Source organism: Tahibacter amnicola (assembly GCF_025398735.1).
Lineage (GTDB): Bacteria > Pseudomonadota > Gammaproteobacteria > Xanthomonadales > Rhodanobacteraceae > Tahibacter > Tahibacter amnicola.
The window spans coordinates 3,822,288-3,839,882 of record NZ_CP104694.1 but is presented as its reverse complement, the minus strand read 5'-3'; the positions used below and the strand labels follow the sequence as shown (position 1 = coordinate 3,839,882).

General features: G+C 64.9%; 13 protein-coding genes and 1 pseudogene. 9 read left to right on the top strand and 5 right to left on the bottom strand.

Annotated features, from left to right (window positions below; all coding sequences use genetic code 11):
- Positions 1–88: 88 nt before the first annotated feature.
- The 3 genes from N4264_RS15335 to N4264_RS15325 all read right to left on the bottom strand — a co-directional run bounded on the left by N4264_RS15335 (position 89) and on the right by N4264_RS15325 (position 3,086).
- Complete coding sequence (locus tag N4264_RS15335; protein ID WP_261693109.1) at positions 89–1,297, bottom strand: hypothetical protein; 1,209 nt, start codon at positions 1,295–1,297, stop codon at positions 89–91.
- Between the two features lie 159 nt (positions 1,298–1,456).
- Positions 1,457–2,263 (bottom strand): enhanced serine sensitivity protein SseB C-terminal domain-containing protein, encoded by an 807-nt coding sequence (locus tag N4264_RS15330; protein ID WP_261693108.1) that lies wholly within the window; start codon positions 2,261–2,263, stop codon positions 1,457–1,459.
- 49 nt (positions 2,264–2,312) lie between these two features.
- The gene (locus tag N4264_RS15325) at positions 2,313–3,086 is read right to left on the bottom strand and encodes a hypothetical protein (protein ID WP_261693107.1); all 774 of its coding nucleotides are present in this window, start codon (positions 3,084–3,086) and stop codon (positions 2,313–2,315) included.
- A gap of 146 nt (positions 3,087–3,232) precedes the next feature.
- On the opposite strand from N4264_RS15325, the gene N4264_RS15320 reads away from it, so the two are divergent.
- The 4 genes from N4264_RS15320 to N4264_RS15305 all read left to right on the top strand — a co-directional run bounded on the left by N4264_RS15320 (position 3,233) and on the right by N4264_RS15305 (position 8,576).
- A complete protein-coding gene (locus tag N4264_RS15320; protein WP_261693106.1) occupies positions 3,233–3,517 on the top strand; it encodes a helix-turn-helix domain-containing protein in 285 nt (94 codons plus the stop codon).
- A 132-nt stretch (positions 3,518–3,649) separates the two neighbouring features.
- Positions 3,650–3,904: a hypothetical protein gene (locus N4264_RS15315; RefSeq protein WP_261693105.1), complete on the top strand. Its 255-nt coding sequence runs from the start codon at positions 3,650–3,652 to the stop codon at positions 3,902–3,904.
- A 295-nt stretch (positions 3,905–4,199) separates the two neighbouring features.
- On the top strand, positions 4,200–5,183 hold the full coding sequence (locus N4264_RS15310) for an IS5 family transposase (protein WP_261692799.1): 984 nt from the start codon (positions 4,200–4,202) through the stop codon (positions 5,181–5,183).
- Between the two features lie 441 nt (positions 5,184–5,624).
- Complete coding sequence (locus N4264_RS15305) at positions 5,625–8,576, top strand: Tn3 family transposase (RefSeq protein ID WP_261693104.1); 2,952 nt, start codon at positions 5,625–5,627, stop codon at positions 8,574–8,576.
- 100 nt (positions 8,577–8,676) lie between these two features.
- Here N4264_RS15305 and N4264_RS15300 read toward each other — a convergent pair.
- Both N4264_RS15300 and N4264_RS15295 read right to left on the bottom strand, forming a co-directional pair.
- A pseudogene (locus N4264_RS15300) lies at positions 8,677–9,612 on the bottom strand (site-specific integrase); the annotation flags it as partial.
- Entirely contained in the window at positions 9,609–10,079 is a 471-nt protein-coding gene (locus N4264_RS15295) for a MerR family transcriptional regulator (RefSeq protein ID WP_261693103.1), read from the bottom strand. The pseudogene N4264_RS15300 and the gene N4264_RS15295, both read right to left, overlap by 4 nt.
- 80 nt (positions 10,080–10,159) lie before the next feature.
- Between N4264_RS15295 and N4264_RS15290 the strand changes: the two genes are divergently transcribed.
- The 5 genes from N4264_RS15290 to N4264_RS15270 are packed head-to-tail and all read left to right on the top strand — an operon-like array spanning position 10,160 to position 17,453.
- Positions 10,160–11,353, top strand: coding sequence for a DUF3703 domain-containing protein (locus N4264_RS15290; RefSeq protein WP_261693102.1), 1,194 nt, complete (start codon positions 10,160–10,162; stop codon positions 11,351–11,353).
- A complete protein-coding gene (locus tag N4264_RS15285) occupies positions 11,350–11,973 on the top strand; it encodes a cation diffusion facilitator family transporter (RefSeq protein WP_261693101.1) in 624 nt (207 codons plus the stop codon). Before N4264_RS15290 ends, N4264_RS15285 begins: the two co-directional genes overlap by 4 nt.
- Positions 11,973–13,295 carry a TolC family protein gene (locus N4264_RS15280; RefSeq protein WP_261693100.1) on the top strand — a complete coding sequence of 441 codons (1,323 nt, stop codon included), beginning with the start codon at positions 11,973–11,975 and terminating at the stop codon, positions 13,293–13,295. The genes N4264_RS15285 and N4264_RS15280 overlap by 1 nt, the downstream gene beginning before the upstream one ends.
- Complete coding sequence (locus N4264_RS15275) at positions 13,292–14,254, top strand: efflux RND transporter periplasmic adaptor subunit (RefSeq protein ID WP_261693099.1); 963 nt, start codon at positions 13,292–13,294, stop codon at positions 14,252–14,254. Before N4264_RS15280 ends, N4264_RS15275 begins: the two co-directional genes overlap by 4 nt.
- 10 nt (positions 14,255–14,264) lie before the next feature.
- On the top strand, positions 14,265–17,453 hold the full coding sequence (locus tag N4264_RS15270; RefSeq protein ID WP_261693098.1) for an efflux RND transporter permease subunit: 3,189 nt from the start codon (positions 14,265–14,267) through the stop codon (positions 17,451–17,453).
- The last annotated feature ends 142 nt before the right edge of the window (positions 17,454–17,595 follow it).

Here is a 17,595-nt window from a genome sequence, read left to right as displayed (position 1 = left end):
GAATTTCTCACATCGGATAATTGGACGTTATCCGGTGTTAGGCCATCCAACTGGCCCCTGAACCGCCAAATGCGTTACGAATCAGCAATCAACTCAGGTGCCGGAACTGCTGGACGGCCGGATAGCTGGCATGCGGATTGTGGTACACGACTGCCGGCCCACTGCTTACCGTTAGGTGGTCGGAACTCTCGATGACGTCCGCGCAACGGAAGATCACCGTGGATAGTTGTGGTTGCTGGAAAAGACGCCCCAGCACGCTTCGCATGCCCTCCGATTCCTCAAACACGGTGCGGTCAGAAATTCCTGAAAACTTGACCACCAAGACGCCAGCGCGATCACTACCCAGCTGCAGCTTCACTTTGGCCTTGAGCGTTGAATAGAGGTGATCCCGCAGGTCAAAGCCGGTCCGTCGCGGAGTACTGCAACGCATCGCGACTGCCTCGACCCCGCTTCCGTTACGTTGTTTGGTGCAAACGCAGGTGAACTGACCCGGCTCGGTCCCGCGACGAAGCGCCGCCACATCCTTGGCAGTGAGCTCCGGACTTGGCGAGGGTTGGATCTGCCAGCGGACGCCGACCGTTGGACCCAATTCGAAATCGGCGGTGCCCGCTTCAATGGCCTCGCGGAGCGTCCGACGCCATCCTTTGACCTGCGAACTATCGAACACGTACCCGTCTCGGATTTCGAGATTGACCTCTCCCCACCGATTTTGGGCTGCGAGTACTTCGTACACCACGTCGCACAAAGAAGTGACCGCCGGCGACTTGGCCACTTGCGAAAAGTCGGTGCCGAAATGGCGACATTCGACGTCAAAGTCCTGGCCGCCGCCGCTTACTCGAAACTCCGGACCTCGGATCTGCCCAGGCTCTGGCCAGATCAGGTGGAAACCGCGGAGGTAGTACTGCCAGGCCGTACGCAACTCGTGCATGTAATCCAAGTGCGTATCGAGCAGCAGATCTCGCGCGTATTTGGCCCGAACCGCGGGCGACATCAGGCCATGGAGACTCGACAACAGCAGGCCGTCGCCCGCCAACAACTGAAAGTCGATTGGGTATTGGCGCAGCGTGCGCAGCCCGCCCAGTGTGGCGGCGTCGTATTCCCTGACTGCAAAAAGCCAAGGGCGACGCTCCATCGCTAGGTGCCGGTAGCAAAGCCCATGGTGAGAGAGCTCATCATCGAGCCGTCGCTGCGAGTTCGCCAACGCCTGATGCCCTAAGAACCCCTTAAGCAATCGAACATAGCGCGGCACGTCAGCGGGATAGACGGCATTGTTCCGCGAGCTGACCCGGATTCGCATGGCCAACACCCTTGGCGATACCCGCCGCACTATGCCATACGTCTACTGATTCATCCGATCGGGCATCGTCGGAAACCGGCCCTACAGCAGCAAGGCGAGTTCCCTATCGCGGTAGTGGCACTGCGCGCCGCAAATCCAAGGCGGTCCAGAGACGTGACGTTATTGCGGCGTTCGTGTTGGCGGCGACACCACCCACAGAGGGGCCGTACAGCAATCGTAAAACGGCGCTATACCGTTGAATGTCGATGCGGGCATGGCTGTCGGATCCTCTCGGATTACGGTGACATCGATTTTCAGCGATCCACAGTAGGTGTCGCGTACGACCATGCCAGTTGCCTGAGCCACCGGCTCAGCGTCACCCGCCATTTCAATCCCCAGAAGCAGCGAGGGCTCTCCGCCTTCGTATAGTCCTTTAAGCTGAGTAAGGTACGCTTTCTCCACAGTGGGAAACTGACTGAAGAGCTTTCCCAATGCTTCCAGCATCGCGGTCGGCGTTTCGGTGACGGCGCTCACCACCACTTCTCGTTTGGTTTCCAACCGAAACGCTTCTGTCTTCCCGATCGTTCCGGTAGTAAGTAGGCCACCCACGTCATCCGGCGTCAGTTCAAGGTTGAACTCACTGTGGGGATTCAGGTGTAGCAGCGCACCCCGTGTGAGGGCGAGAAAGGTCGGAACTTCGAGTACTAGGCACTTGGCACCCTGCGGGATGGCATCGAATAGTGTCTTGGCAGACGTGAAGAAAGGGATCGCAGATTGTCCGTCGACACGCCGCCACTGAACGAACCGAATAACGTCATTACCCTGAGCGTTGGGAACGATCGGTTTGTCCGGCACCAAGACCAACACACGGCTCTCCAACAGCTGCCGATAAAATGCCGGCCGCCAGGCCGGTTCCGCGCAAGCCTTCATCATCAAGGCTTCCAATGCCGAGTTGTCAGGGCAGTCTTGCGTCATCTCAATCTTCATTGGGCAGAAATTCCACCTGTCAACGGGCGCGCATGAAGCCAGTGTTGCTCTAGCGCGCCGCGACGGAGCGCGTCAACGCTTCAAGCGATGGGCGTTCGGTGTAGTACTGCTCCCCGAGGCCCGTTACCGTCTCGGAAAAGATCACGGCAATCGCACTTCGCGGCAATTCCCAAGGCCGTGGCATCCCGCGGATCATCCAACCTTCAGTCGATGCGCGTCGTACGTAGTTGTGGATCGCGGCCGAGAAAGCGTGCCCAGGCTTGCAGACTCTTGGGAGCGCTCGCCGTTGTTCAAAGGCGAGCGATCGAAGCGCAATGTGCACAAGATACATAATCTGTTGGACGCTGAACTTTGCCAGTCCGGCCTGCAGCGCGTCCGTCGCATCGTTCGCCCAATTCGGATTGAACCCCGTGTCCGCCAGCGCGCAGCGGGCATATTCGGCGACTTCCGCTAGCGCCAAGCCTTCCCAAACGGCAGTCCACGTTTCTAACGTGCCAGAGCACGCGTCGACTTCGTCGTCCCCAATCTGAAGAGCTGCGACGGTCGAGGCTGGCGATCGGAGAATCCGCCAGCTGACATTTTCGAACCCCTGCGAGAGCCAGTCCCGGGAGTACAACCAATCCTCCGCCCAGGACAGGGACAGCTCCGGTTCGATGTAACCCAAGCTCTGCAACGCCAGAAGCATCCGTTGTGCGAAACGGTCATGCGGCGCCAGTGGCTCCTTCAAATCAGCCAGCGGCAATAGCCGTGTGCGTGACCGGTCTGCACCTGCCCGCATGGCAGAGGCGAAATACAAATCGGCAGTGAGATTCGTCGCTCCCACAGCGTTACTTCACAGCTCGGTGGAATGGCATGGCTTAGGCCCCCAACAGCCTCTGTAGATTGGAAATCCCTTTCAAATGAACACTATAGATTGTAGTCCTATAGGGTTCAATCGGTTGTCATCCGCGAATTCCCGAGAGTTCACGGATGCCGACCAAACGCTCCCTTCCTGCTGCGCTCAAACTTGCCCGCAAAGCACGGGGCTTGAGCCAGGAGGCGTTTGCGGACGTGTCCAGCCGCACGTACATGAGCACGTTGGAGCGCGGCATGAAGAGCCCGACGCTCAGCAAACTCACGGCCATAAGCCAGGTTCTGTCGATTCATCCGATGACGCTTCTGGCCCTTTCGTATGCTGGCGAAAGTGCTAGCGAACTCGACAATCTTCTCGCCAAGATCCGCCGCGAATTCACGGCCATCACCGGGAAATCCTGAAAGTCAGTTCACGCTTGTGATTCCGGCGTGTGAGCGGCAGTTTCCGCGCATTGCCTTGTCTGGCTGAGCCGATTGCGTCTACCGTTGATGCGACGACGTAGACACGATCTGTGAAGAGCCGAGCATTTCGCGATGAGTGACCTTGTAATCGAATTCGAGTCGCGCTTGACGGACCGCTATGGGGAGTTTGTTCCGCCGTCCTCGCTCTGGAAGGAGCTCGGTTTCGCGACTCCGGCGTCGTTCCGAAAAGCCCTGTCGCAGAATCGCGTCGAGGTGGAAGTGTTCGATATTTCGGGGCGCCGCGGGTCGTTTGCGCGTGCTCGCGATGTCGCCCGTTGGCAGGCGACTGTGTATTCCACGCGGCGACGGCACGCGACGACCCAGTAGGCCTGCTGAACCGTCGAGGGTGCCAACCACATGCCGTGAGCCGCCGCCCTGGAAAGGCAGCCTGGACGCCTCTAGCCGTCGCCAGCGCTGCTGCCGGTTACCTGGAGGTCGGGAGCGTGTCGGGGCAACCCCTCCGCCGCCAGGGCGATGAATGTGCCTGGCCAGCGAGATCAGCGTCATCGTGCCGGGAAGACAGTGGACGCCGCTCCTTATACGGCACCGCGCACTAAGGAAGGTCTGAACAAGTCCGACCCGATTGTGTTGAGATAGTACCCTCCCACACAAAGGCACGCGCATGGACCAGATGAGCTTCGGCGACTCCGAGTATGCGAGCAAGCGCAAACGGACCCGCCGCGAGGTGTTTCTGGCAGAGATGGAGCAGGTTATTCCCTGGACGATCCTGCTGAACTTGATCGAGCCGGTGTATCCGAAGGCTGGCAATGGGCGGCGACCGTATCCGCTGAAGGTGATGCTGAAGATTCATCTGATGCAGAACTGGTTCGGGCTGAGCGACCCGGCGATGGAAGAAGCGCTGTACGAGATCGCGTCGATGCGCCAGTTCGCGAGCCTATCGTTGACGAAGCCGATCCCGGACGAGACGACGATTCTCAATTTCCGGAGGTTGCTGGAAACCTACGAGCTGGGTGCCGAGATTCTGGCTCGAGTGAACGGCTATCTGTCGCGCAAAGGGCTGATGCTCAAGCGCGGAACGATGGTGGACGCCACGATCATCGCAGCACCGAGCTCGACGAAGAACGCCGGAGGTGAACGAGATCCGGAGATGCATCAGACGAAGAAGGGGAATGAGTGGTTCTTCGGCATGAAGGCGCACATTGGCGTGGATGTCGACTCCGGACTGGTGCACACGGTGACGACAACCGCAGCGAACGAAGCGGATGTGAATGAAGCGGAGTATCTGCTGCACGGCAAGGAAAGCGTGGTCTATGCCGATGCCGGTTACACGGGCGCGGACAAGCATTCGTCGCGCCGAGGATTGGACTGGCAGATTGCTCGTCGACGCAGCAGCGTGAAGGCAATGCCGGAAGGACGCCAGAAGCGTGCGATCGAGAAAGCGGAGAAGCGCAAGGCGAGTATTCGCGCGCGCGTGGAGCACCCGTTCCGTGTCGTGAAGCGTCAGTTCGGCTACGTGAAGGTGCGCTTCAAGGGACTGGCGAAGAACACGGCGCAGATCCTGACGCTGTTCGCGCTATCGAATCTGTGGATGGCGCGAAAGCGATTGCTGGCGATGACGGGCGAGTTGCGTCCGAAGGTGGCATAGCGCGTTAAAAAGGCTGCTATTTGCAGCCTTTGCAAAGCAATCTCGTTCGCTCTGAACCGATTTTCATCACCACCGGCATGCGACCGAGTCTTCAGACAAGCAGTTTTCGAGGCTTGTTCAGACTTTCCCTAAGGGGCCACCGCCACAGATGTCGACGGCGGTGGCAAATAGTGTGGGAATCCACTCCGATCCGGCGAATCGCGGTGCGGAATAGCCGAACCAAGTGCTGAATCAGGGGTGATCTTGTTTTCCGTGCAATTTGTGGCGACCTAGCCAAAAAAGCTAGCCGAATCAGCTCACTAGATTTGAGCGCGATCCGAGGCCCGTTGTTTTTCGTGCAGTTTGTGGCGACCTGGGAGCGGTCGCTATCACCAGCCCCCGCGTTGCCTGCCAACCCGCTGCGCTCGTATTCTGGCTGCTCGGATCTGGTCGGAGACACAGATGTCGAGCTACCTGAGTCGATTCATCGGCGCGGATCGCTTGCCGCGCAACCTGCCGGCGTTTGACATCGATGTGTACTTCCGCCTGCCGGCAGACACCATCCAGGCTATTCGGGACCGATTTCACGCCGACCGCTTGCCCGGCGTCGAGAATCGAATGGTGGCGATGGCGGCGCAGATTGTCTTCCTGCGCACCACCGGGCGTGCGCTCGACAACGCCCCGCTACTCCCACCCGCATTGCTTCGAGCACTCGGTGCCGCGTTGCAGGTGCAGCCGCCATCGATCGCCTCCCTGCGCTCGATCTACAAGCGCCGCGAGACCGCCTCCGAGCATCAACGTTGGGCACGTCGGCACCTGGGTATCGCTGACGTCTCCAAGGACATGCTCGCGCAGTTGTCGAGCGTCCTGTCGACGCATGCCGGCGATGTCGCGTCGATCGATGAATTGGTGACGGCGGGCGCGCACTGGCTGTATGACCAGAAGGTGCTCATCCCTGCCGACCGTGCGCTGCGGGATCTGGCGCGCGACGCGTTCGCAGGGATCGAACGTGCTGCGGTCCGCACCATCACGACGGTCATCCCGGCCGATCAGCGTCAAGCCTGTCGAAAAGCCCTCTTCGCCACCCGCGGCGATGCGGGCATGACGGTACTCGAGTGGTTGAAGACGCCGCCGCGCCGGCATAGTCCTTCGACGCTCAACGAGACGTTGGCCAAGATCGACTTTCTGAAGACGTTGCACGTCCACGAGTGGGACTTGCTGGCTATCCCCCTCGCGCGGCAGCGCGCCTACGCGCAAGCGATTGCCGGCCGGCCACCGTCCGAGTCCCGTCGTCGCAAGGACAATACCCAGTTGCTGGAAGTGATCTGCTTCCTGCGAATGACCCTGCTGGATCTCACCGACAGCGCATTGTTCCAAACCGGCCGGCGGATTGGCGATTTCTCGCGCCAGGCCTCCGGAAAGACGCAGTCGCGGCAAGCCCAGCGCTCCGGGGACTACCGCGCCGGCTTGGCCAGCATCAAAGACCTGGTGAGTGATGCGACCCGGACCCCGGAGCAGCGACTGGCCGCGATCACCGAGGTGCTGGACGCACTCGGCGATCTGTCCCCCAACAGCCATGCGGCAGTCGTCCGCGAGGCGCTGTCGGATGATCCGGTGCGCGTGCACTCCTTGCTGTCGGCGGTCTCGAACCTGGAATTTCGAGGACGACCCAACGACCGGTCGTTGAACCATTTGCAGCAACTTCGGCAATGGGGCGCGGCCGGTGTGAACGCGATACCGGCGGACCAGAAGATGGCCGTCTCCAAGGTTTGGGATCCGCTCGTCAATGCTAGCGATCGCCGCCGCGCGTTTCGGGCGCTGGAAGCCTGCACCGCGTTGGAGCTGCGCAAGGGTCTGCGCCGCGGCTCGATCTGGATCGACCACAGCCTTACCTTCCGCGAGCGCGAGCAGATGCTGATTCCTCGCGACCAATGGGAACGCGAGAAGTCGCAGTATCTGAGCGCGCTGTCACTGCCGGCCGATCCCGACGCCTATGTCAACCCGATTTTGAAGCTGGTCGAAGCGGGACTGGCAGCGGTCGTCGAGGCCAAGAACGATGGCGCCGTATCGATCGATGCGCAGGGCATGCTCCGGCTACCGGCGATGGATCCGCTGCCGGATGAAGTCGAACCGCAACGACTGCGCGACCTGATGTACCGGCAGATCGGCAGCGTCCAGTTTCCGGACCTGATCCTGGACATCGACGCGTTGGTGAATTTCAGCGAGGTGCTGCTCGGCCGGCGCGCCGTCGACGAACACGAGCTTGTGGCGGTCTATGCGGCGCTCTTCGCGCACGGCACCGAAATCGATGCCAAGAGCGTGGCCGCGATGATTCCGCAACTGAACCCGGGCCATGTCGCCGGGGCGATGCGGGCCCTGGAGTCGCCGGGCCGCCTGCAGCGGGCGAACCGACAGGTGGTGGAGTTCCAGCGCCAGCACGCGATCGCGGCGCTGTGGGGCACCGGGAGCCTGGGCTCAAGCGACATGATGAGCATCGATGCGTCGCGCAACCTGTGGAACGCGCGCGTGGATCCGCGCCGGCGCACGTACGCGGTTGGTGTCTACACACACCTGCTCGACCACCACGGCATTGTGTACAACCAGCCCGTGGTGTTGAACGAACGCCAGGCGGGGCCCGCAATCGAAGGCGTGGTGCAGCACAACGCGACGAACGAAGGAACTCGGTTGCAGCGACTCGCGGTCGATACGCACGGCTATACGTACCCGGGCATGACCTTCGCGAAGCTGCTCGGCTTTGACCTGTGTCCGCGCCTGAAGAACCTCGCCGAGCGCAAGCTGTTCCTGCCGCGTCGGATGGATACGCCGGAAGGGTTGGAGCGCGTGGTGATCCGCGACGTGTCGCTCAAAGCGATTCGGACGGGCTGGGACGAGATGATGCGTGTAGCCGCGTCCATCCTGAGTGGCCGAGTGAGTGCCACGGTGATGCTGCAACGTCTGGGCAGCGCGGCCGACGACGATCCGGTGCGCCGTGCGGCCGAGCAGTTGGGTCGCTTGCTACGCACGGCCTATTTGTGCGACTACTTTTCCAATCCTGCCTTTCGCCGCGAAATCCACACGGTTCTTAACCGCGGCGAGTCGGTCCACCAGCTGCAGCGGACGGTTTACACCGGCAAGATCGCGCCCGAACGCGGACGGCGGCGCGACGAGCTGGTGGCGATCTCCGGCGCGCATACGCTGTTGACGAATGTGGTCGTGGCGTGGAACACCCATCGCATGCAAGCCGTCGTCGATCGGTGGCGCAAAGCCGGACAGACGGTCGAGGACACCTGGCTTGCGCGGATGGGGCCGGCCCACTCGAGCCACATCAACTTTCGCGGGCTGTTTCGCTTCGGCATCGACCGGTATCGCGAGATGCTGATCCAAGCGCGCTCAACATCGCGCCGCTCGGCGTAGTCAATGCGGCGGGTCGCCATTGCGGCGAGCCAACATCCGGGCAAAATTCGATCATAGGCACGGCTCGCGCCGTTTTCGTGGCCTACCGGTCCTGTCCGATGGCCGGCAAAGCGGTTTCGATGCGCCGCTGCGCGAAGCCAGCACCGCCGTCGATGTAGCGCATGGCCGAGTGGATGTCGCGCCAGCCGACGTATTCCATCAGCGTCTTGACGTCCCAGCCGTTGTCGTTGGCCCAGCCGGCGAAGCCGCGGCGCAGCGAATGGCTGCTGTAGGTCGCGGTGTCGGCGACACCGGCGGCCGCGAACACGCTGCGCAACACACGAATCAGGCTGTTGGGGTGCAGCGCGTCGTCGGCCAGGTGTCCCCAGCGGTCGATGCGCCGGAACACCGGCCCCGCCGTGAGCGAGGACACCTCGAGCCACGTTGTAACGGCCGCGACAGGACACCAACGCGTGAGCGCCGGCACTTTGTAGGTCGTGCCGGCGTTCTGGCGATCGCCCTTGGTGCGTGCCAAAAAGCACGTCATGCCCTGGCCGGGAACGACCTGCAGATGCTCCACGCGAAGACGCAGCAGTTCGTCGCCCCGGAAGCCGCGCCAGAACCCGAGCAGGATCAGGGCGCGGTCGCGCCGATGGCGCAGCGCGTCGGCCGGCCGTGCGGTCCGATCGGCCAGCGCAGCCGCGTGGTCGAGCCCATCGGTGATGCCGGCGAGCTGCTCGAGCTGTAGCGGCGTGGCGCGCTTCTCCAGGGCTGGGTGCAGCGCCTGGATGCCCTTCATGACCTGGCGCACGTGCGGCGTGCGCGTGGGGTCGGCGAAGCCGTGCGTGGTGTGCCATTGCGCAAGCGCCGCGAGACGGTGCTTGAGCGTGTTGATGGCGAGCGTCCCGGCGTAGTCGGCGAGATAGCGTGCGACGCTATCGGCGGTGGCCGGCAGATGGCCACCCCAGTCGACTTCAAAATGGCGTGTCGCGGCCTCGTAGCTGCGGCGCGTATTCGCGCGCGTGGCGGCTTCCAGGTACTGCTCGACGCGATTCATGCATCGATACCCGGTCGGTGCACCGCGGGGCGGCGGCTCCCTTTCGATGCCGGCGTGGCGTTCGGCACGGTGCGGTCCGCCGGCGCCTGCAGGTCGCTCAGGATCGCGCAGCGCGCCCGGGCGCCGCCGGCGCAGCCTTCGATGGTGCGCGCGAGTTCCTGGGCCATGCGTTGCAGGGCCTGGATGCGTCCCTGGATGTCGGCCAGGTGCTCGCGTGCCAGCCGGTCGACATCGGCGCACGACATATCGGTCTGCTCGGCCAGGGCCAGCAGGCTCTGGATTTCCTCGAGACTGAAACCGAGTTCGCGACCGCGCGTGATGAAACGCAGCCGCTCGACCTCGGCGTGGGTGTAGTCGCGGTAGCCATTGTCACGGCGGGCGGCCTTGGACAAGAGGCCGATGCGCTCGTAGTAGCGGATCGTTTCGAGGTGGCAGCCGCTGGCGGCGGCCGCTTCGCTGATCTTCATCGACTTGACTCCGGAGCGACTACGGACTTTAGGCTAGCGCCCTTCGAAGCCCCTGACCAGGGGTGTCCGGGGGTCGATCCATGCTCGTCATTGCCATGCGCTACGGCGCCTATCCCCTCGTCATAGGCGCGATGGCGATGGCCGCCACGCTCGTGTTCCTCGGCGTCGTGCCGGCGTGGCCGACGCTGCTCGTCGCCGCGGCCGCGGGCATTGGCGCGGTGGCGCTGCTGGAGCGCCTGCAGCCGTTCGAGCGCGCCTGGCAGCGCGACCACGGCGACACGCGCGCGGATCGGCTGCATGGCCTGGTCAACTTCGCACTCCTGGCCGGCGCCGCCTACGCGCTGCACGCGTTGCGTACGGTCATCCCGGCAGGCGTGGCATGGCCTACCACTTGGCCGGCGTGGATACAGTGCCTTCTGGCCGGCGCGATCGTCGATCTGGGCCTGTACGCGATGCACCGCGTGAGCCACCGCTTCGCGTGGGCCTGGCGCCTACACGCGATCCATCACAGCGCCGAGCGCTTGTACTGGCTCAACGGCGAACGCCGGCATCCGCTGAGCGCGCTGCTGATGGCCGGCCCCGGCCTGCTCGTAGTCGTAACGCTGGGCGCACCGGCGCTGGTCGTGAGCGCGTGGCTAGCGCTGTTGAGCGTGCACCTGGCGTTCCAGCACGCCAACGTCGACTACTCGGTCGGGCCGCTGCGGCGCTGGCTCGGAACGGCCGAACTGCATCGCTGGCACCACAAGCGCGAGTACGAGGACGCGCAGGTCAATTTTGGCGAGTTCTGGCTGGTCTGGGACCGTCTTTTCGGCACGTTTCTCGATCGTCCCGGCCACGTCGGTGCCGGCGACGTGGGATTGCGTGAGGACGCCGTTCCGGCGGCCTATGGCGCGCAGCTGCGCTGGCCCTTCCGAGCGGCACCCACACCGATCCTTCCGCGGGATGCTGCATTCCAGGCCGCGTTGGCGCAGGGCGACGCGGCGCTCGACGCCGGCGATGCCGCGACAGCCTATGCCGCGTTCGAGCGCGCTCACGTGCTGGGACAACCGCGCACACGAACGCATGTCCGCAGCCATGTGGCGTTCCTGCGGTGGGCCATCCGGCAACGGGATGCGCGGGAAATTGTCGGCCAGCTGCTGCGCATCGCGGCGGCCGCACTCTTTACCTGGCTATGGATGCCGCGCGGCAATACCGGCGGCGCTCGCGTCAGCGCGTTCCGGCGCATGCCGATTCCCACCGACCTCACGAAATTGACCGAAGGAAATTCCCGATGAGTGATTGCGGCTGCCATGCCGAGGCGAACACGGCCGCCGAGCGCCGCGTGCTATGGATTGCGCTGGCGCTCAACGCCGCGATGGCCGTCATCGGCTCGCTGGCCGGTTGGTGGGCGCAATCGACGGGCCTGCTGGCCGACGCACTTGACATGCTCTCGGACGCCACGGCCTATGCGATTGGTCTCGCCGCGATCGGCCGCAGCGCGCGGTTCAAACAACGCGCCGCGGGTGTCAGCGGCAGCCTGTTGCTGCTGCTGGGTATCGGCGTTTTAGTCGAGGTCGGCCGCCGGGCGTGGTTCGGCAGCGAGCCGATCGGCTGGCCCATCGTCGCCACGGCGCTCGTGTCGCTGGCCGTCAATCTCACCGTGCTACGCCTGCTGCGGCCGTTCCGCACCGGCGAAGTGCATTTGCGCGCAACCTGGATTTTTACCCGCGCCGACGTCGTGGCGAATATCGGTGTAGTCGTTTCCGGCGTGCTGATCCTCGCGACCGGGTGGCGTTACCCGGACCTCGTGGTCGGCGCGCTGATCGGCCTGTACGTGTGCAAGGAAGCGCTGGAAATTTTGTCCGAGGCGCGAGACGCCGGCAGGACGCACGCGGTGCCCGAGGAGCGTTCCTGATGGATGCGTCATTGCTCCACCGCCGGCGTTGGCGGCGTGTTGTTGCGGGCGCCTGGCTCCTGCTGGCGACGGCATCGGCCGTGGCCGACGTGGGCTCGGCGCCAGCTTCCGCCGTGTCCGAAAAGACGGTATTGACGCTCGATCAGGCGATCGGCCGTGTCGTCGCCGTGCACCCGGATCTCGCGATCTTCCGCTACACCGAAACCGGTCTTCGTGCGGCGGCCGACACCGCGGCGCAGCGCCCCGCGTTGACCGTCGGCGCAACGCTGGAGAACGCGTTTGGAACCGGCGCCGCCTCGGGCGTTCACGGTGCCGAATTCACGCTGACGCTCGCGTCCGTGCTCGAACGCGGCGGCAAGCGTGCGGCACGCCAGGCGCTGGCCACCAGCCGCATCGATGCGTTGGCGCTGACGCGGGAAGCCAAGCGCCTGGACCTCTTGGCCGAGGTGGCGCGGCGCTACCTCGATGTGGTCGCGGCGCAGGCGCAGGTCGCCATCGGCGATGCTGACGTCGCCCAGCGTGCGCGCACCGTCACGGCCGCGGCGCAGCGCCTGAAGGCCGGTGCCTCACCCGAGTCGGCGCGACTCACCGCTGAGGCTCTGCAGGCGCGCGCCGAGCTGGAACGCGATCGCGCCCGCGCGAATGTCACCGCGGCGCGCCGGCGCCTGGTGCTGCTCTGGGGGGAACGCGAGGACAGCCCGATCGAGGTCGGTGGCGATCCGCGCGCGCTGCCGGCGTTGCCCGCGTTCGCCACGATCGCCGCGCAACTGGAGCGCACGCCGGAACTGCAGCGCTTCGCGGACGAGACCCGCATTCGCGAGGCGCGCCTGCAATTGGCGCGCAGCGCACGCACGCCGGATCTGGAATGGCAGGTCGGTGTCCGGCGCCTGCAGGACGGCGCTGACTGGGGGCTGGTCGGCAGTGTGTCGATGCCGCTCGGTAGCGCACGGCGCGCCGAACCGGATATCCGCGCGGCCACCGCCGAACGCGAAGCGCTCGCCCTCGAGCGCGAGTCGAGCGAGCTGACGCTGTACGCCACGCTCGCCCAGGCCTACGGCCAGTTCGCCGCCGGCAAGGCCGAGGTCGAGCGCAGCCGCGACGATCTGCTGCCGCGCCTGCAGCGAGCGGAAGCGGCGGCCGAGCGCGCCTACCGCGCCGGCGCCTTGAGCTACCTGGAATGGGCGCAGGTGCAAAGCGAGACCACCGCGGCCCGCCAGCAGCAGCTCAGCGCCGCGATCGACGCGCAGCGTGCCCTGATCGAAATCCAACGCCTGACCGGCGAACCCCTGACCGCCGACCCCGACAAGGAAGCGACACCATGATGGTCCGTCATCGATTCTGCCTCGCGGCCGCCGCCTTGGTCATCGGCTTGGCCGGTTGTCAGCGCGAGGCGCCTAGCGCGGCGGCGGCGGCCGCAACCGCCGAGGCTCACGGCGAGCACGAGGAGCACGAAGAACACGGGGAAGCCACACGCACGCGCATCGCCGCAGCGATGGCACAGTCCTCCGGTATCCGCACCGCGCCGGCCGGCGCCGGCGTGATTCATGACGAGCATGCCGTACAAGGTCTGCTCGTGCCGATCGAAGGGCGCTACGCCCGCGTCGTGGCCCGCTTTCCGGGGCCAGTGCGCGCCGTGCGCGCCGGCATCGGCGAAACGGTGAAGGCGGGCCAGACGCTGGCGGTCGTCGAGAGCAACGTCAGCCTTTCCGAGTATGCCGTGACGGCGCCGATTGCCGGCACGGTGCTGGCGCGCAACGTCACAGTGGGGGATCTCGCCGGCGACAAGCCGCTCTTCGAGATCGCCGATCTCTCCGCACTCTGGGTCGACGTACACCTCTTCGGTGCCGACGCCCAGCACATCCGCCCGGGTCATACCGTGACCGTGGCGCGACTCGCCGACGGCGCGACCGTGACGACCACGCTCGACCGGATTCTTCCCAGTACGGCAACGGCGAGCCAGAGCACGATCGCGCGTGCCACCTTGCGCAACACCGATGGCGACTGGCGGCCCGGCGCGGCCGTGCGTGCCCGCGTCAGCGTCGGCGAGTCGCCGGTGGAACTCCTCGTGCCCTTGAGTGCGATCCAACCGCTCGGCGGCCGCGACGTCGTCTTCGTCCAGGAGGGTGAGGACTACGAGGCCCGCCCGGTCAAGCTCGGCCGGCGTGATGCCCAGCACGTCGAAGTGCTGGACGGCATCGAGACCGGTGACGCCGTGGTGATCGAGCAGAGTTTCCTGATCAAGGCCGACATCGAAAAGTCGAGCGTCGAACATGACGACTAGCCCGACGTCGTTGCTCGAACGCATCGTCCGGTTCGCGATCACCCATCGCTGGCTGATGCTGTTGCTCACCCTGGGCATTGGCGCGCTCGGGGTATGGAGCTTCACGCGTTTGCCGATCGATGCGACGCCGGACATCACCAACGTCCAGGTGCAGATCAATACGCCGGCGCCGGGCTACTCGGCGCTCGAGGCCGAACAGCGCGTGACGTTTCCCATCGAGACCGCGCTCGCGGGCCTCGCGCACCTGGAGACGACGCGTTCGTTGTCGAAATACGGCCTGTCGCAGGTGACGGCCGTGTTCGAGGACGGCACCGACATCTACTTCGCGCGGCAACAGGTCGGTGAGCGGATCCAGCAGGTGCGCTCGCGGCTACCGGCGGGTTTGGATCCGGATTTGGGACCGGTCGCGACGGGCCTGGGTGAGATCTTCATGTACTCGGTCGAGGCCGCCCCCGACGCGCGCAAGCCCGACGGCACGCCGTGGAGCGCGATGGACCTGCGCACGCTTCAGGATTGGGTCGTGCGTCCGCAGCTGCGCACGGTGCGCGGTGTTACCGACGTGAACACGATCGGTGGCTACGAGCGACAAATCCACATCACGCCAGACCCGACCAAGCTCACCACCTACGGCATCGCACTGCGCGACGTCGTCGAGGCGATCGCCAAGAACAACGAAAACCTCGGCGCCGGCTACATCGAACGCCACGGCGGTCAGTACCTGGTGCGCGTGCCCGGGCAGATCGCCGATCTCGACGCGCTGCGCGACATCGTGTTGGACCGGCGCGATGGCGTGCCGATCCGCATCCGTGACGTGGCCAACGTCGGCGAAGGCCAGGAACTGCGCACCGGTGCGGCCACCGAGAACGGCCGTGAGGTTGTGCTCGGCACGACGTTCATGCTGATCGGAGAGAACAGCCGCGCGGTGTCACAGCGCACGGCGCAGGCCTTGGCGCAGGTGCAAAAGAGCCTGCCGGACGGCATCACCGCCAAGACCGTCTACGACCGGACCGCGCTGGTGGATCGCACGATCGCCACCGTGGCGAAGAATCTGATCGAAGGCGCGCTTCTCGTCATCGTCGTGCTGTTCCTGCTGCTCGGCAACGTGCGCGCGGCGCTCATCACGGCCGCCGTCATTCCGCTGGCGATGCTGATGACTTTGACCGGCATGGTGCGCGGCGGCGTGTCGGGCAACCTCATGAGTTTGGGCGCGCTCGACTTCGGCCTCATCGTCGACGGCGCCGTCATCATCATCGAGAACTGCCTGCGCCGCTTTGGTGAAGCCCAGCAGCGCCTGGGCCGCGTGCTCACGCGCGAAGAACGCTTCGAGGTCACCGCACAGGCGACGACCGAAGTCATCCGGCCGAGCCTCTTTGGCGTCGGCATTATCACCGCGGTGTACGTACCGATCTTTGCGCTCTCGGGTGTCGAAGGAAAGATGTTCCACCCGATGGCGATCACCGTCGTGCTCGCGCTGGGCAGCGCGATGGCGCTGTCGCTGACGTTCATTCCAGCGGTCGTGGCACTCTTGCTCGGCGGGCGCGTGGCCGACCACGAGAATGCCATCCTGCGCGGCGCACGCCGGTTCTACGAACCGGTGCTGCGCACGGTGTTGCGCGCACCGGTGCTGACCGTCGTCGCGGCCGCGCTCCTCGTCGTCGTCACTGGACTTGCTGCGCAACGCCTGGGGACAGAGTTCATCCCGAGCCTCGACGAAGGCGACGTGCTGGTCCAGCCGCTGCGCACGCCTGGAACCAGCCTCACGCAATCCTTGGCGATGCAGATCCAACTCGAGAAGCGCCTCCAGCAGGTACCCGAAGTCGCCGGCGTGTTCAGCAAGATCGGCACGGCCGAAATCGCAAGCGATCCCATGCCACCGTCGATCGCCGACACCTACGTCATGCTGAAACCACGCGAGCAGTGGCCGAACCCGCGCAAACCGAAGGCTGACCTGGTCGAGGAGATCGAGCACGCGGCGCAGGAGTTGCCCGGCAGCAACTACGAGCTCACCCAGCCGATCCAGATGCGCACGAACGAACTGATTTCCGGCGTGCGCGCGGACGTCGCGATCAAGGTGTACGGCGACGACCTGGACACGCTCGCCGCCGTCGCCGGCAAGATCGAGGCGGTGGCGAAGAAAATACCCGGCGCGGCGGACGTGAAGCGCGAGCCGATCACGGGCTTGCCGATGCTGACCATCGTGCCCGATCGCAGCGCGCTCGCGCGCTTCGGTCTCAATGCCAGCGACGTCCAGGCGGTGGTCGGTACCGCGATCGGCGGCACCGTGGCCGGCCAGCTGTTCGAGGGCGACCGCCGCTTCGACCTGGTCGTGCGCCTGCCCGAGGCCTTGCGGCAGGATGCAGCGGCACTGGGCGACTTGCCGGTGCCCATGCCGGTGCACGGCAACGCCGATGAATCCAGCCGGCTCGCCGATTGGCAGGCCGGCGCACCCGCGTACATCCCGCTGCGCGAGGTCGCGCGGATCGAGGACCAGATCGGCCCGAACCAAATCAACCGTGAGAACGGCAAGCGCCGCGTTGTCGTCACCGCCAACGTGCGCGGCCGCGACCTCGGTGGCTTCATCGCCGACCTGCAGCAGCGCATCGACGCGGAGGTGAAGGTGCCGGCGGGATACTGGATCGGCTACGGCGGCACGTTCGAGCAACTGCAGTCGGCGAGCCAGCGCTTGTCGATCGTCGTCCCCGTCACGTTGCTCGTGATCTTCGGTTTGCTGTTCATGGTGTTCGGCTCGGCACGCGATGCATTCGTAGTCTTCAGCGGCGTGCCGCTGGCGTTGACCGGCGGCGTGTTCGCGCTGTTGCTGCGCGGGATCCCGTTCTCGATTTCCGCCGGCGTTGGCTTCATCGCGTTGTCGGGCGTTGCCGTCTTGAACGGCCTGGTCATGATCGCGTTCATCCGGAAACTGCGTGATGAAGGGGATCGGCTGGAGGACGCGATCTTCGACGGCGCGCTCGGGCGCTTGCGCCCCGTCCTGATGACCGCACTTGTCGCGTCCCTAGGTTTCGTGCCGATGGCGTTCAATGTCGGCGCCGGCGCCGAGGTGCAGCGTCCGTTGGCCACGGTCGTCATCGGTGGCATCGTGTCGTCGACCCTGCTGACGCTGCTGGTGCTACCCGCGCTGTATCGCCTCGTCCATGCGACACGCAACCGCCGCACCACCGCCGCGGCGATGGCGACGTGAGGCACGCAACATTGCGGCGGGCCGAGTTAGCCGGCGTCGCGCACGCTCGATGAATTCTCTCTATCACTGGAAACTGCCTGTGTCTTGGTTATCGCGTGGGATGATGGGTGCGTTGTGCGCGCTGCTAGCCGTACTGCCTTTG